The 13,947-nt window shown below is 63.6% G+C and carries 14 protein-coding genes; 7 read left to right on the top strand and 7 right to left on the bottom strand.

The window, feature by feature from the left end:
* The first annotated feature begins 20 nt into the window (after positions 1-20).
* Positions 21-950: an ornithine carbamoyltransferase gene (gene argF / locus P3T40_RS11785; protein ID WP_429267860.1), complete on the top strand. Its 930-nt coding sequence runs from the start codon at positions 21-23 to the stop codon at positions 948-950.
* 176 nt (positions 951-1,126) lie between these two features.
* Here argF and murB read toward each other — a convergent pair whose 3' ends face one another.
* Entirely contained in the window at positions 1,127-2,170 is a 1,044-nt protein-coding gene (gene murB, locus P3T40_RS11780; protein WP_429267859.1) for a UDP-N-acetylmuramate dehydrogenase, read from the bottom strand.
* A 185-nt stretch (positions 2,171-2,355) separates the two neighbouring features.
* Between murB and P3T40_RS11775 the strand changes: the two genes are divergently transcribed.
* A complete protein-coding gene (locus P3T40_RS11775; RefSeq protein ID WP_429267858.1) occupies positions 2,356-2,841 on the top strand; it encodes a YajQ family cyclic di-GMP-binding protein in 486 nt (161 codons plus the stop codon).
* 73 nt (positions 2,842-2,914) lie between these two features.
* On the opposite strand, the gene plsY is transcribed toward P3T40_RS11775, so the two are convergent.
* Both plsY and ybaK read right to left on the bottom strand, forming a co-directional pair.
* Entirely contained in the window at positions 2,915-3,568 is a 654-nt protein-coding gene (gene plsY, locus P3T40_RS11770) for a glycerol-3-phosphate 1-O-acyltransferase PlsY (protein WP_429267857.1), read from the bottom strand.
* 179 nt (positions 3,569-3,747) lie between these two features.
* Entirely contained in the window at positions 3,748-4,239 is a 492-nt protein-coding gene (gene ybaK / locus P3T40_RS11765) for a Cys-tRNA(Pro) deacylase (RefSeq protein WP_429267856.1), read from the bottom strand.
* A 139-nt stretch (positions 4,240-4,378) separates the two neighbouring features.
* Between ybaK and P3T40_RS11760 the strand changes: the two genes are divergently transcribed.
* Positions 4,379-5,941, top strand: a complete 1,563-nt coding sequence (locus P3T40_RS11760) for a class I adenylate-forming enzyme family protein (RefSeq protein ID WP_429267855.1) — start codon at positions 4,379-4,381, stop codon at positions 5,939-5,941.
* A gap of 133 nt (positions 5,942-6,074) precedes the next feature.
* On the opposite strand, the gene xerD is transcribed toward P3T40_RS11760, so the two are convergent.
* The 3 genes from xerD to queG all read right to left on the bottom strand — a co-directional run bounded on the left by xerD (position 6,075) and on the right by queG (position 8,855).
* A complete protein-coding gene (xerD, locus tag P3T40_RS11755; RefSeq protein ID WP_429267854.1) occupies positions 6,075-7,028 on the bottom strand; it encodes a site-specific tyrosine recombinase XerD in 954 nt (317 codons plus the stop codon).
* Positions 7,025-7,495: a methylated-DNA--[protein]-cysteine S-methyltransferase gene (locus P3T40_RS11750; RefSeq protein WP_429267853.1), complete on the bottom strand. Its 471-nt coding sequence runs from the start codon at positions 7,493-7,495 to the stop codon at positions 7,025-7,027. The genes xerD and P3T40_RS11750 overlap by 4 nt, the downstream gene beginning before the upstream one ends.
* A gap of 94 nt (positions 7,496-7,589) precedes the next feature.
* Positions 7,590-8,855, bottom strand: coding sequence for a tRNA epoxyqueuosine(34) reductase QueG (queG, locus tag P3T40_RS11745; RefSeq protein ID WP_429267852.1), 1,266 nt, complete (start codon positions 8,853-8,855; stop codon positions 7,590-7,592).
* Between the two features lie 17 nt (positions 8,856-8,872).
* Here queG and tsaE point away from each other — a divergent pair, with 17 nt between their 5' ends.
* Positions 8,873-9,430: a tRNA (adenosine(37)-N6)-threonylcarbamoyltransferase complex ATPase subunit type 1 TsaE gene (gene tsaE / locus P3T40_RS11740; RefSeq protein ID WP_429267851.1), complete on the top strand. Its 558-nt coding sequence runs from the start codon at positions 8,873-8,875 to the stop codon at positions 9,428-9,430.
* On the top strand, positions 9,412-10,965 hold the full coding sequence (locus tag P3T40_RS11735; RefSeq protein ID WP_429267850.1) for an N-acetylmuramoyl-L-alanine amidase: 1,554 nt from the start codon (positions 9,412-9,414) through the stop codon (positions 10,963-10,965). Before tsaE ends, P3T40_RS11735 begins: the two co-directional genes overlap by 19 nt.
* A gap of 76 nt (positions 10,966-11,041) precedes the next feature.
* Here P3T40_RS11735 and P3T40_RS11730 read toward each other — a convergent pair whose 3' ends face one another.
* Complete coding sequence (locus P3T40_RS11730; protein ID WP_429267849.1) at positions 11,042-11,938, bottom strand: EamA family transporter; 897 nt, start codon at positions 11,936-11,938, stop codon at positions 11,042-11,044.
* Positions 11,939-12,057: 119 nt separating this feature from the next.
* Here P3T40_RS11730 and P3T40_RS11725 point away from each other — a divergent pair, with 119 nt between their 5' ends.
* Positions 12,058-12,939 (top strand): pirin family protein, encoded by an 882-nt coding sequence (locus tag P3T40_RS11725; protein WP_429267848.1) that lies wholly within the window; start codon positions 12,058-12,060, stop codon positions 12,937-12,939.
* 139 nt (positions 12,940-13,078) lie between these two features.
* Positions 13,079-13,927, top strand: a complete 849-nt coding sequence (gene trxA / locus P3T40_RS11720) for a thioredoxin (RefSeq protein ID WP_429267847.1) — start codon at positions 13,079-13,081, stop codon at positions 13,925-13,927.
* Positions 13,928-13,947 lie beyond the last annotated feature (20 nt).

Genomic DNA, 13,947 nt, shown 5'->3' with positions numbered 1-13,947 from the left:
GAGACCGCCGTATTTGTTTCATGACCGTCAAGAAAATTCGTCATTACCTGCAGTTCAACGATTTCTCGCTGGAAGACTACGAGTACGTACTCGAACGTGCGCGCATTCTGAAGCGCAAGTTCAAGAACTACGAGACCTATCACCCGCTGCACGACCGCACGCTCGCGATGATCTTCGAGAAAAACTCGACGCGCACGCGCCTGTCGTTCGAAGCGGGCATCTTCCAGCTCGGCGGCCATGCCGTCTTCATGAGCACGCGCGACACCCAGCTGGGCCGCGGCGAGCCGATCGAAGACGCAGCGCAGGTGATCTCGCGCATGGTGGACATCATCATGATCCGCACGTTCGGCCAGGACATCCTCAAGCGCTTTGCCGAGAACTCGCGCGTACCGGTCATCAACGGCCTGACCAACGAGTATCACCCATGTCAGGTGCTGGCTGACATCTTCACGTATTTCGAGCATCGCGGTCCGATTCGCGACAAGACGGTGGCATGGGTCGGCGACGCCAACAATATGCTCTACACGTGGATCGAGGCGGCGCAGATTCTCGGTTTCAAGCTACGCCTGTCCACGCCGCCGGGCTACAAGCTCGACCATGCAATGGTGGCAGCGGAGAGCGCCCCGTTCTACGAAGAGTTTGACGACCCGAACGAGGCTTGCGCCGGCGCCGATCTGGTCACCACGGATGTCTGGACCAGCATGGGCTTCGAGGCGGAAAACGAAGCACGCAAGAAGGCGTTTGCCGACTGGTGCGTGGATGCCGAGATGATGGCGCAAGCCAATTCAGATGCGCTCTTCATGCACTGTCTGCCGGCCCACCGCGGCGAGGAAGTCAGCGCGGAAGTGATCGACGGACCACAAAGCGTCGTGTGGGATGAAGCGGAAAACCGTCTGCACGTGCAAAAAGCTTTGATGGAATTTCTCTTGCTCGGCAAGCTGAACCACTGAGCAAGCTTTGCGTGAGACGCGGCGGGGCCTGATTACGAGGCAGGCTTTCACGTACGCGTCGCGCTTCGCCGTCCGCCGGAGACGTTGAAAGCAGGCTGACGGTGGGCATTCCGGCAACGCGCAACTTTGCATGGGCGAAGCTACGCGCCGCTGGCAAGGCCTGCCGCCCTACCCGCCTACAAACAAACCGGCTCTGCCTCCAGTTCTACCCCAAACCGATCGCGCACGTCGTGCTGAATGGCCCGCGCGAGCGCAAGCACCTCAGCGCCACTCGCGCCACCCCGATTCACCAGCACCAGCGCCTGGCGCTCATGAACAGCCGCTGCGCCCATGGCGCGCCCTTTCCAGCCGCAACGGTCAATCAGCCAGCCCGCCGCGAGCTTCACAGCGCCGTCCGCCTGCCGGTAAGACACCACCTCAGGCTCGCGCTGCTGCAACGCTTCGAACTGCGCGGCATCGATCACCGGATTCTTGAAAAAGCTACCCGCATTGCCGAGTTGCAGCGGATCGGGCAATTTCGCGCGCCGCACAGCCACGACTGCATCGAAAATCGCCTGCGCGTCTGGCGATGTGTCACCATGGCCCTCAGCGGTCAGTTCCCGCGCGATGTCCGCGTAGCTCGCTCGCGGCACCCAGGCCTTCGGCAAACGAAAGGTCACCGAGGTAATCACAAGCCGGTCACGCCCTTCGCGCTTGAAAAAACTGTCGCGATAGCCGAAGCGGCAGGCTGCTGTGTCGAGTTCAAGCACCTCGCCGGTTGCCAGTTCAACAGCGCGCAGCGACGCGAAGCGTTCGCACATTTCCAGGCCGTAAGCGCCGATGTTCTGGATCGGCGCCGCGCCCACCGTACCCGGGATCAGCGCAAGGTTTTCGAGTCCAGGTATCCCCTGTGCAAGGGTCCAGGCCACGAATTCGTGCCAGTTTTCGCCAGCGGCGGCTTCGACATACCAGGCTTCATCGTCTTCACGCGCGAGACGGCGGCCACGCAGGGCAACCAGCAGCACGAGACCGTCAAAGTCGCCGGTCAGCACGACGTTGCTGCCGCCGCCCAGCACCAGTCGACGCAGGCCCGCCGCACGCGAGTCACGCACGGCCGCCAGCAGTTGCGCCTCGTGCTCGATACGGCATAGGAGGCGCGCACGGACGTCGAAACCGAACGTGTTGTGCGCCTGCAGCGGATAGTCGGCGAGGAAAGAAATGGAGTCGGGCACGTGAGACATCAGGGACATCGAATGTGAGAGCCGTCTGCAACGGGCCGGGGCAGCAATCCGGTGATCCGCACGCCGCGGCCTTGGGCAAAAGAGAAAGGCGTCGGTAAAATGACGTCAGGTTCGTGATTATAGCGAGTGCATCGTGCGCAGCCGTCCGGCGGCGCCATGCACCGCGGCACTATTGGGAGAGAGCAATGCCATCGTTTGACGTCGTCTGCGAAGCCAACATGATCGAAGTCAAGAACGCTATCGAGCAGTCCAACAAGGAAATTTCAACCCGTTTCGACTTCAAGGGGTCGGACGCGCGCATCGAGCACAAGGAACACGAGTTGACGCTTTATGCCGACGACGACTTCAAGCTCGGTCAGGTCAAGGATGTCATGGTGTCGAAAATGGCCAAGCGCAACGTGGATGTGCGCTTCCTCGACTACGGCAAGATCGAGAAGATCGGCGGCGACAAGGTCAAGCAGGTTGTCACCGTGAAGAAGGGCGTGTCGGGCGACTTGGCGAAGAAAATCGTGAGGCTCGTGAAAGACAGCAAGATCAAGGTCCAGGCGAGCATTCAGGGTGACGCGGTGCGCGTGAACGGCACCAAGCGCGACGATCTGCAAAGCGTGATCGCGCTGCTGCGCAAGGATGTCACGGACACGCCGCTCGACTTCAACAACTTCCGCGACTAAGGCATTCAGGCCTAGGACTCGGGGACGAAGGCGAGGCGCAGCCACACCGCTCGCCCCCGCTCCATACCCTTGCTCAGTGCCGCTTCGCGGCCGTCTCGGCCTCGGCCTTCTTCTGGGCTTCGGCCTTCTTCTTGTCGCCGATGCGGCTTTCCTGCCCCGCCATCAGTTTCGCAATGTTGCCGCGATGGCGCCATACGAGCAGCGAGCTCATCACGACGATCGCCAGCGCAATGATGTTCGCGCCGAACAGGAAGCCGTCGAAGAGCGGCGCGAACACCGCCGCCGCCAGCGCCGCCAATGACGAATAGCGCGTAAAGAACGCGACGATCAGCCAGGTCAGCAAAGTGGCGATCCCCAGCACCGGGTTGATTGCGAGCAGCACGCCTGCGGCCGTCGCGACGCCCTTGCCGCCCTTGAAGCGGAAGAAAACCGGATACAGGTGGCCGAGGAACACAGCAATCGCGGCAAGCGCGATCGCCGTATCGTCGAGGCCATAATGCGCGCCGAAGTGGCTGACGAGCCAGACCGCGAGCCAGCCCTTGAAGGCATCGCCGATCAACGTCAGAATCGCGGCCGTCTTGTTGCCGCTCCTCAGCACGTTGGTGGCGCCGGGATTCTTCGAGCCGTACGAGCGCGGGTCGGCCAGGCCCATCACGGAACTGACGATCACGGCGAACGACACCGAACCGATCAGATAGGCGACGACGGCGACGATCAGGTTTTGCATCTGGGGACTCTTGTAGGTATCGGAAAGCGCAACAGGTGCAACACGTGCAGCATGCATCCCACCGCACGAACGAAACGGCGAACATTCTACCGAACCGGACCGCCGCAGCCAGCCACTTTTGCAGAGGCTTCGCACGAAAGCGCCGAGCCATACGGGTTTTCTCTACCGTCAAGGCACGCTCAATCCACACTCGCGCATTGCACCGGTTTCGCGTCCAGTAGCGTAGTCAGCACGGCGGGCGCAATGCTGACGAGAAAGCCGCGCCGGCCACCGTTTAGCCAGATCTGCTCGAGTTCGAGGATACTCGACTCGACATACACCGGCATCGCCTTACGGGTGCCGAAGGGCGACGTGCCGCCGATCAGATAGCCCGAATGCCGGTTCGCGACTTCGGGCTTGCACGGTTCGACGCGCTTCGCGCCGATCTGCCGCGCCAGGTTCTTGGTGGAGACGGTGCGGTCGCCGTGCATCAACACGATCAGCGGCTTGGCATGCTCGTCTTCCATGACGAGCGTCTTGACGACCTGATGCTCGTCAACACCGAGCTGACGCGCCGATTCCGCGGTGCCGCCGTGCTCCACGTAGTCATAAGGATGTTCGCCGAATGCGACACCGTGACGGCGTAAAAACTGGGTCGCGGGCGTTTCGGAGACGTGTCTGGATTTGCTCATCGGCGCATTGTAATAGCGACGTCGCGCGACGGCTATTTGCCAAACGGCCAATTGTGCGCCTCTGGCGACTGTGGCACGATCGTTCGAAAATCACCCGGCGCGAAGCGTACGGATACCCCATCGTTTCAAGGAGACAGCGTTGACCACCGACTCGCCCGCGCACAACGCCATTCACGTGCCCAGCTTGCTGGCCGCGCTGCCCCGGCGCATCGCCGAGATCCCGGCGCTGGCCGCCGCGCGCGATCCGCAGCACGTTGCCCTGATCGAAGACGCGCGCCGCCTGACGAGCGCGCAACTGCTCGAAGCCGTCGAGGCAACCGCCGCGTTGCTGCGCGAATGGGGCGTGCGCGGCGGCGACCGGGTCATGATCGTGGCGGAAAACAGCATCGTGCAGGTCGTGCTGCTGTTCGCCACCGCGTCGCTCGACGCCTGGGCTCTCGTGTCGAACGCGCGCCTGTCTGCCGCCGAACTCGACGCGATCCGCGCTCACGCCAGACCCCGCCTCGTCGCTTATGCGATCGAGAGCTCACCCGACGCGCAGCAACACGCGCAGCGCCATGGCGCAGCCACGGCGCCCACGCTCGTACCCGACATCGGCACGTGGGCCTATACGCGGGACGACACCGTCACTTCGGAACCGGTCGAGGCAGAAAGCGAGCGTCAGTGCGCCGCGCTGATCTACACCACGGGCACCACCGGCGCGCCCAAAGGCGTCATGCTTTCGCACCGCAACCTGCTCTTTATCGCGGCGATTTCCAGCGGCCTGCGCGGTGTCGGCCCGGATGATGTGGTGTACGCCGTTCTGCCGATGTCACATGTCTACGGTTTCGCCTCGGTATGCCTCGGCAGCCTGTATGCCGGCGCCACCTTGCAGCTCGCCCCGCGTTTCGTACCGGAAGCCGTGCGCCGCGCGCTTGCCGAAGAGCGCGTGTCGATCTTTCAGGGCGTCCCCGCGATGCACGCCAAGCTGCTCGAATACCTGCAGGCGCATGGTCATGCATGGTCCGCGCCGCATCTGCGCTTTGCCTACTCGGGCGGCTCGCCGCTCGACGCGGCGCTGAAGGCCCATGTCGAAAGCGTCTATGGACTCACGCTGCACAACGGTTACGGGATGACCGAGAGCAGCCCGACGGTCGCGCAGACCATGCTCGATGCGCCGCGCAGCGATTGCTCGGTCGGCCAGGCGATTCCCGGCGTCGAGGTGCGTTTCGTCACGCTCGAAGGCGTGGACGCCGCTCAAGGAGAAATCGGCGAGTTGTGGGTGCGCGGGCCGAACGTCATGCTCGGCTATTACCGCAATCCCGAGCAGACCCGAGCTACGGTTACCGAAGACGGCTGGCTCAAGACGGGCGATCTCGCGCGCCAGGATGCCGACGGCGCCCTGCACATCGTCGGGCGCAGCAAGGAGTTGATCATCCGCTCGGGGTTCAACGTGTATCCGGCGGAAGTCGAGCACGTGCTGAATGCGCATCCGGATGTCGTGCAATCGGCGGTGATCGGGCGGGCGGTCGAGGGTAATGAAGAGGTGGTTGCCTTTGTCGAACTTAGGGCTGGGGCCAAGGTGACGCCGGCAGAGCTGATCGCGTGGTGCGGCGAACGGCTTGCGCCGTATAAGCGACCCGCCGAGGTCAGGCCGCTTGCTGCACTGCCCGCCGCGTCGACCGGCAAGATACTGAAGCATCGGCTGCGCGATCTGGTTTAAGGCAAGCTGGGCGGCCAGCAAGCCAGGCAAACGTCCCGTCCGGCTTGCCCGCGCATCAGCTGTATCGGCACACGAACCGCGTGAGCCGCATCACCGCATGAACGGCATCAACGCTATCAGCCGCATCAACTCATCACCCCCGCGGATGATGCGCCGCATGCAGCGACTTCAACCTCTCCCGCGCAACGTGCGTGTAAATCTGCGTGGTCGAAATATCCGTATGCCCCAGCAGCAACTGCACCACACGAAGATCGGCACCATGATTTAGCAAATGCGTCGCAAACGCATGCCGCAGCGTATGCGGCGAGAGCGGCGCGTGCACTTCAGCAGCCGCTGCGTGACGCTTGATAATGTTCCAGAACTGCTGGCGCGTCATACCTTCGGCGCGCGTCGTAACGAACAGCGCATCGGCAGCACGCGCGCCCAGCAACGCGGGCCGCGCCTCGCGCAGATAGCGCTCGATCCACGCATGCGCTTCCTCGCCGAACGGAATCAGGCGCTCTTTCGAGCCCTTGCCCATCACCCGCACGACGCCTTCGTTGAGCCCCACTTCCACCGTCTTCAGCGTGACGAGCTCCGTGACGCGCAACCCGCTCGCGTACATCAGTTCCAGCATCGTACGATCGCGCAGGCCGAGCGGCGTGTCGACATCCGGCGCGCCAAGCAGCGCTTCGACCTGGGCTTCGCTCAGCGTCGCAGGGAAGCGCGCGGGCTGTTTGGCCGAGCGGATGCGCAGCGTCGGGTCCACCTGGGCGCGATGCTCACGCACGGCCCAGGCGTAATAGCGCCGGAATACCGAGAGGCGCCGGTTCGATGAGGTCGACTTATCCTTCTGCCGCACCACGCTATACGCGGTGAGATCGGCTTCGCTGGCGGTATCGAGCGAGCTGTTGCGGCTTAGCGCCAGCCATTCGCAGAACAGGCGCAGGTCGCGCCGGTATGCATCGAGCGTGTTGCGCGACAGGCCGTGTTCGAGCCACAGCGCGTCGCAGAACGCGTCGATCGAGGCGTTGCTCGTCACAAACAGTGGCGACGCAGCGGGCGTAGCGGAGTCGTCAGCAGGATTGGCAATAATGGCTTCGCTCATGCGTAGGGCACACCTTCATGCGCCAGCAGCCAGCGCTTGACCTTGAGGAAATAGCCGTCGTCTGCGTGATGCGCAAAGCCGCCAAGGCCGCTTGACGACACCACACGATGACACGGGATCACCAGCGGAAAATAGTTGGAACCGCACGCCTGGCCGACCGCCCGCGGCGCGCTGGCAACCTGTCTCGCAAGCTGCCCATAGGTCAGCACAACCCCAGGCGGAATCTCGCTGATCACCGCCCACACGCGCTTCTGAAATGCGGTGCCGACAGTGGCCAGCGGCAAGTCGAAACTCGCTGACGCGCGCTCGAAATAGCGTTCGATCTGCTGCGCCACCTGCTTCGCCAACGGTGTCTCAGGCGCGACATTGCGCACCGATTCCGGCAAATAGACGATCTCGCGCACCGTCTCGGCCTGCAGCCGGATGCCGATCTTGCCGAACGGCGCGTCGATCACTGCGTTGAACATGATGTGCCTGCCCGATTTGCTTACCCAACCCACCTGATTCAGCAGAGGCGCCGCGCGCTGCCACGCTGGAACCCCGCTACTGTACGCCGCCTGCTTACGCGGCTTCAAGCGCCCATTCGACGTGCTCGCGTACGAGCGACGACGGATCGTCCACACGCCGGCGCAAGGCGTCGACAATCGCCGCTCGTGCATCGCCGCTAAAGCTCGCCGAATCGGCGCGCAGCGCATTGCCCATGCCGACCGCCAGATTGCGCAGCCAGCACTCGTAGCCGATGCGACGAATCGCGCTGCCCTGCATGCGCGTATCGAACTCGGCGGCGCTCCAGTCGAACAGATCGACCAGCGTCGCGCGATCGAGCCCGTGCCGCACGTCGAAATCAGCGACCGGCGCGGCCTGGGCGAACTTGTTCCACGGGCACACCAGCTGGCAATCGTCACAGCCATACACACGATTACCGATCAGCGGGCGCAATTCCAGGGGAATACTGCCTTTCAGTTCGATGGTCAGATAGGAGATGCACAGGCGCGCGTCGACCTTGTAGGGTGCGACAATCGCGCCCGTCGGGCACGCAGCGATGCAGCGCGTGCAATTGCCGCAATGGGCGCCAGGCGTCTGCGGCGCATGCTCGGGTGAGGTTTCGGCGTCGGTCGGCAAAGGCACGTCGACATAGATTTCGCCGAGGAAAAACAGCGATCCGGCGTCGCGTTGCAGCAGCAAGGTGTGCTTGCCGCGCCAGCCGACACCCGCCTTCTGCGCGAGCTCGACCTCGAGAACCGGGGCGGAATCGGTGAACACGCGGTAGCCGTAGGCGCCGATTTCTGCCTCGATCTTTCCAGCAAGTTGTTGCAAACGATTACGCATCACCTTGTGATAATCGCGGCCCCGCGCGTAGATGGAGACGACCGCTGCGGCGGGGTCGGTAAGCCGTGCATGCTCCTCGGCACGCCAGTTGCGCGGTTCCAGCAGCGCGCTTTCACTGAGCTTTCCAACCTGTGCTTCAGGAGGTACATGAGGGGCCACATGAAGAGGCAAATGTGCGGGCAAATAGGCCATCCGCGCACTGATCACGCGTCGCGTATGGGCCACAAGCTCTGCGGGCCGCGCGCGTTTCATCCCATGTTTGGCCATATAATCCATCTCGCCGTGGCAGCCCTCTTCGAGCCATGCGGCAAGATTAGCCTCGGCAGCGGAGAGATCGGTATCGCTGATACCGACCGCCCCGAAACCTAGTTCGCGGCCCCACGTTTTAATACGCAGGGCAAGCGCCGCCAGCGCCGCTTCATCGAAATGACGCATAGCAGGCGCGTCGTCATCGGACGCAGGCGTGCAGGAAACGGGGGACTCCGGACTTCGGTTCATCACGCCATTTTACGAGAATGCCCGACAACTCCGATCTCTCGATCCAACCGCCCGCCGCCGTCCTGCTCGAGCGTCACTTTGCGCTCGCGGACGAAGCCGCCACCAGTGCGTTCGGCGTGCGCTTCGCGGAGGCTATCGAGGGCGTGCGCAAAGCACTCCGGGCACAAAATGGTAACGCTGCATTTCATGGCCTGCAGGTGCAACTGACCGGCGATCTCGGCGCCGGCAAAACCACCCTCGTGCGCGCCACACTGCGCGGCCTCGGTCACACCGGGCGTGTGCGCAGTCCTACCTATACGCTCGTCGAACCGTATGCGGTCGAAAGACCCGATGGGGAACTTGAGCTCTATCACTTCGATCTGTACCGTTTCACCGATCCGGCTGAGTGGGCCGACGCCGGCTTTCGCGAGTACTTCGACAGCGGCGCGGTTTGCCTCGTCGAATGGCCGCAACGCGCGGGCGGCCTGTTAGGCGTGCCGGATCTCGTTTTCTCGCTCGATGTCGACGGCGACGGCCGGCTGCTGATTGCCCGGGCGTACAGCGAATCAGGAAAAGCATGTCTAGAAAGATGTTAATCAAACCATTTCGCTCGATCGAGTCCGCCGCTACCGCGTCACACAACTGGCGGCGCCGGCAGATTCTCCGCGCAGGCGCCTCGTCGCTCGTACTCGGCCTCGTCGCACCACGCCTCGCCTGGGCCAGCTCGGTGCTCGGCGTGCGAGTCTGGCCGGCTCGCGACTACACGCGCGTGACGATCGAATCCGATCAGCCGCTGCAGAATACCCAACAATTGCTGCAAGGCCCCGACCGGCTGGTGGTGGACCTGAACGGCCTCGACCTCGACCAGGAACTGAAAGACCTGGTGTCGAAGATCACGCCGAACGACCCGCAAATCCAGGCCGTGCGCGTCGGCCAGTATCAGCCGCACGTCGTGCGGATGGTGTTCGATCTGAAGGGCTCGGTGAAGCCGCAAGTGTTCACGTTGCCGCCGGTCGGCTCGTACAAGTACCGGCTGGTGTTCGACCTGTACCCGGCCGTCGCACCGGATCCGATGATGGACCTGCTCGCGCAAAGCGAGCGCAAGCAGCAGCGCCTCGATGAAAACAACGCGCCGCCGAGCACGCTGAGCGGCCCGGGCACCACACCGCCCACCGCGGACAACAGCGAGGCGTTTTTCGACCGTTACGCGCAGGACAACGGCGGCGCGCCGGAAGTACCGCATCCGCCTGTTCATACGGCGCCGGTACCCATCCCCGCGCCGCATGCGCTCGCTCAGGCACCGACGCCAGCCAAGCCGCTGGTGCCGCCGAGCGCACTGGCCAAAAACAACGAAGGCGCCGACAGCACCGACGACACCTACGCCTTCACCACGCCGAAGTCGGGCAAGGGCGGCAATACGGTGCGTCTGCTGACCGTCGCGATCGACCCGGGCCATGGTGGCGAAGACCCGGGCGCCATCGGCAGCGCGGGCACGTACGAGAAGCACGTCGCGCTCGACATCGCGAAGAAGCTGCGCGCGAAAATCGATGCGCAGCCCAACATGCGTTCGATGATGACGCGCGACGACGACTTCTTCGTGCCGCTCAATGTCCGCGTGCAGAAGGCGCGGCGGGTCGGCGCGGACCTGTTCGTGTCGATCCACGCAGATGCGTTTACCACGCCGGAAGCGCGCGGCTCGTCGGTGTTTGCGTTGTCGGAGCATGGTGCGTCGAGCGCCGCGGCGCGCTGGATGGCGAACAAGGAGAACTCGTCGGACCAGATCGGCGGGATCAACATCAAGTCGGACGACGCCGCGGTGAACCGCGCGTTGTTCGATATGTCGACCACGGCGCAGATCCGCGATTCGATGCGCTATGGCAACTTCGTGCTCAACGAGATCGGCGGCATCAACAAGCTGCACAAGGGCTCGGTCGAACAGGCCGGCTTCGCGGTGCTGAAGGCACCGGACATTCCGTCGATCCTCGTCGAGACGGCCTTCATCAGCAACCCGGACGAAGAGAAGCACCTGAACGACGACGCCTATCGCGACCAGATGGCTTCGGCGATCCTGAAGGGCATCAAGCGATATTTCGCAGCGAACCCACCGCTAGCAAAGAATCGCATGACGTGAGGCGCTTGCGCCTATGAAGCAGAACGGCCGCTACGTGCGGCCGTTCTGCGTTTTGGAGGGCGTAAGTAGCCCGGCGTCAGGTCTGTCCACGTACGCGCGGCTTCACGACACGCTGCACGAGCCATCCGCCGAACACATTCACCGCAAGACCGACCATCACGAGCGCCGCGCCAGCAATCTGCGGCGCAGACAAGTGCTCATCCAGAAACACCGAAGCGGACGCAAGACCGACAATCGGCACGAGCAACGAGAACGGCGCGACCTGGCTCGCCGGATAGCGCGCCAGCAGGCGGCTCCAGAGACCGTAGCCGAGCAGCGTCGCAATGAAGGCGAGATACACCACGGCAAAGATCGACGTTGCGTCGATGCCCGACAACGCAGCCGCAATGCGTTGCGGCCCCTCCAACGCGTAAGACAGGGCAAGAAACGGCAGCGGCGGAATCAGACTCCCCCACACGACCAGCCCCACCAGATCGACCTTACCTACCTTCTTCGTGACGATGTTGCCGAGCGCCCACGAACCGGCCGCGCACAACGTCAGCACAAAGCCGGCGAGCGTCATCGCGTGTCCGCCCTGCATGCCGATCACGGCGAGGCCACCGGATGCGATGGCGAGCCCGACGACGTTCGGCACGCGAAATCGCTCGTGGAGAAATATCCCGGCGAAGATCAGCGTGAAGAAAGCCTGCGCCTGCAGCACCAGCGACGCGAGCCCGGCCGGCATGCCGACGTACATGGCGGAAAAAAGAAACGCAAACTGGCCGAACGAAATCGTCGCGCCGTAGGCGAGCAGCCAGCGCCAGGGCATCTGCGGGCGCTTGACGAAAAACACGGCGGGCACCGCGGCAAGGGCGAAACGCAGCGCGCCGAGCAACATGGGCGGCACGCCATGCAGGCCCACCTTGATCACGACAAAGTTGATACCCCAGGCAATCACCACCACCAGCGCCAGCAGCAAATCCTTCGGCGCCATCGCCGTCTCCTTGTTGTTGTCGAAATGGGCAGTTTAACGGAGCCAACCCACACCCCCAAACAGCACCATCCCCTACACACCAGTAGAATGACCCCATCCACCACCCACCGAGCCTGCCCATGTCCTCCTCGATCAAAGCAGTCCTCAAGCCCCACTTGCGCGACATCGGTAACCTGTCCGTGCGCCGTGTGCTGCCTGCGCTGGCCGCGCGCCTGATCGGGCCGTTCATTTTCTTCGATCACATGGGCCCGGCTACCCTCGAACCCGGCGTCGGTCTCGACGTGCGTCCGCATCCGCATATTGGCCTCGCCACCGTCACCTACCTGTTCGAAGGCGCGATGATGCATCGCGACAGCATCGGCTCTGAGCAGAAAATCGTCCCCGGCGACGTCAACTGGATGACGGCCGGCCGCGGCATCGTCCATTCGGAACGTACGCCAGATGAAGATCGCCCGAACGCTCAGACCATGCACGGCATCCAGACCTGGGTCGCCTTGCCGCTCGACGCGGAAGACACCGAACCGTCCTTCGAGCATCACGCCGCCGCCACGCTGCCCGAAATCGAGCGCAATGGCGTCACGCTGCGCGTGATCGCCGGCACCGCGTTCGGCCACACCGCGCCGGTGACGACGTTCTCGGGCACGCTGTACGTAGCCGCCCATTTCACACCGGGCGGCGCATTCGCGCTCGAACCCGAGCACGAGGAACGCGGTGTCTACCTCGTGGACGGCGATCTGGAAATTGACGGCACGCCGCTCGAAGCCGGTACGATGGCCGTGCTGGCGCTCGATGAGACGGTGACGCTTGCCAGCAGCGGCGGCGCCACTGTGATGCTGCTCGGCGGGGAAAAGCTGGACGGCGAGCGCTTCATCGAATGGAATTTCGTCGCCAGCTCACGCGAGAAAATCGAGCATGCCAAGCTCGCCTGGACGAATCAGGAAATGGGCAAAGTCCCCGGCGAGACGGAGTGGATTCCGCTGCCCGAACGCAAATCGCACTGAACGCAATGAATGAAAGGCGAGCAGGGATGCGGTTTGAGCCGGGCTCGCTGGAGCTCCGCCGCAAAGCAGGTGGCGTGCATTGAACCCGCCGCATTTGCCCCCATCTATAGGGTCGAACTGTTATACCGACGAGGATGCAATGGAAACAACCCTGGCCACTTTCGAAAAAGACGTCATCGCCGCTTCGACGCTGGCGCCGGTGCTAGTCGACTTCTGGGCGCCGTGGTGCGGCCCGTGCAAAACGCTCGGCCCGATGCTGGAAAAACTCGAAGCTGAATATGCCGGCAAGTGGCGCCTCGTCAAAGTGAACGTCGACGAGAATCAGGAACTGGCCGCGCACTTCCAGGTGCGCAGCATTCCGCACGTCATGGCCTTTGCCGATGGCCGCCCCGTCGACCAGTTTGTCGGCGTGCTGCCGGAAAGCCAGTTGCGCGCATTCCTCGACCGGCTGGTGCCGCAAGGCGCGGATTCCGCGCGCGTCGAAGCGCAGGCTGCGCTTGCCGAAGGCCGCCGCGAAGATGCTTACGACGCGCTCAAGGCCGCCCTCGCTTACGACCCGGTCTACGACGACGCGCGCCTCGATCTGATCGAACTGCTGCTGGAAGATAACCGCATCGACGAAGCGCGCAACGAGGTCGACCTGCTGTCGCCGAAGACCACCCAGGGCATCGACGCGCGCTTCAACGCCATCAAGACGCGCCTCGACGCCGTGGACGCCGCCGCCGACCTGCCGCCCACCGATGCGCTGGAAGCACGCGTCGCCGCGGAACCCGGCGATCTCGAAGCCCGCTTCGACCTCGCCAGCGCGCTGATTGCGCGGCGCAACTATGCGGGCGCGCTCGAGCACCTGCTTGCCATCGTGCAGCGCGACCGCACGTTCCGCGACGACATCGGCCGCAAGACCATGCTGTCGGTGTTCGATCTAGCCGGCCATCAGCCGGAAATCGTCTCGCAGTGGCGGCGCAAGCTGAGCGCGGCGCTGTTCTGATCTGATCTTGGGACGCGGCC

The sequence above is a fragment of the Paraburkholderia sp. EB58 genome, assembly GCF_050436665.1.
In the GTDB taxonomy this organism is placed as follows: Bacteria; Pseudomonadota; Gammaproteobacteria; order Burkholderiales; family Burkholderiaceae; genus Paraburkholderia.
The sequence above is the reverse complement of the archived record's forward strand: the minus strand, read 5'-3'. Positions and strand labels throughout refer to the sequence as shown.

Excerpts from the sequence above, each read along its gene's own strand:
- trxA (WP_429267847.1), top strand. The coding sequence starts at position 13,079 with ATGGAAACAACCCTGGCCACTTTCGAAAAAGACGTCATCGCCGCTTCG.
- P3T40_RS11735 (WP_429267850.1), top strand. The coding sequence starts at position 9,412 with ATGTCTAGAAAGATGTTAATCAAACCATTTCGCTCGATCGAGTCCGCC.
- murB (WP_429267859.1), bottom strand. The coding sequence starts at position 2,170 with ATGTCTCACGTGCCCGACTCCATTTCTTTCCTCGCCGACTATCCGCTG.
- xerD (WP_429267854.1), bottom strand. The coding sequence starts at position 7,028 with ATGAGCGAAGCCATTATTGCCAATCCTGCTGACGACTCCGCTACGCCC.
- P3T40_RS11775 (WP_429267858.1), top strand. The coding sequence starts at position 2,356 with ATGCCATCGTTTGACGTCGTCTGCGAAGCCAACATGATCGAAGTCAAG.
- P3T40_RS11725 (WP_429267848.1), top strand. The coding sequence starts at position 12,058 with ATGTCCTCCTCGATCAAAGCAGTCCTCAAGCCCCACTTGCGCGACATC.
- tsaE (WP_429267851.1), top strand. The coding sequence starts at position 8,873 with ATGCCCGACAACTCCGATCTCTCGATCCAACCGCCCGCCGCCGTCCTG.
- P3T40_RS11730 (WP_429267849.1), bottom strand. The coding sequence starts at position 11,938 with ATGGCGCCGAAGGATTTGCTGCTGGCGCTGGTGGTGGTGATTGCCTGG.
- plsY (WP_429267857.1), bottom strand. The coding sequence starts at position 3,568 with ATGCAAAACCTGATCGTCGCCGTCGTCGCCTATCTGATCGGTTCGGTG.
- queG (WP_429267852.1), bottom strand. The coding sequence starts at position 8,855 with ATGAACCGAAGTCCGGAGTCCCCCGTTTCCTGCACGCCTGCGTCCGAT.
- ybaK (WP_429267856.1), bottom strand. The coding sequence starts at position 4,239 with ATGAGCAAATCCAGACACGTCTCCGAAACGCCCGCGACCCAGTTTTTA.
- P3T40_RS11750 (WP_429267853.1), bottom strand. The coding sequence starts at position 7,495 with ATGTTCAACGCAGTGATCGACGCGCCGTTCGGCAAGATCGGCATCCGG.
- argF (WP_429267860.1), top strand. The coding sequence starts at position 21 with ATGACCGTCAAGAAAATTCGTCATTACCTGCAGTTCAACGATTTCTCG.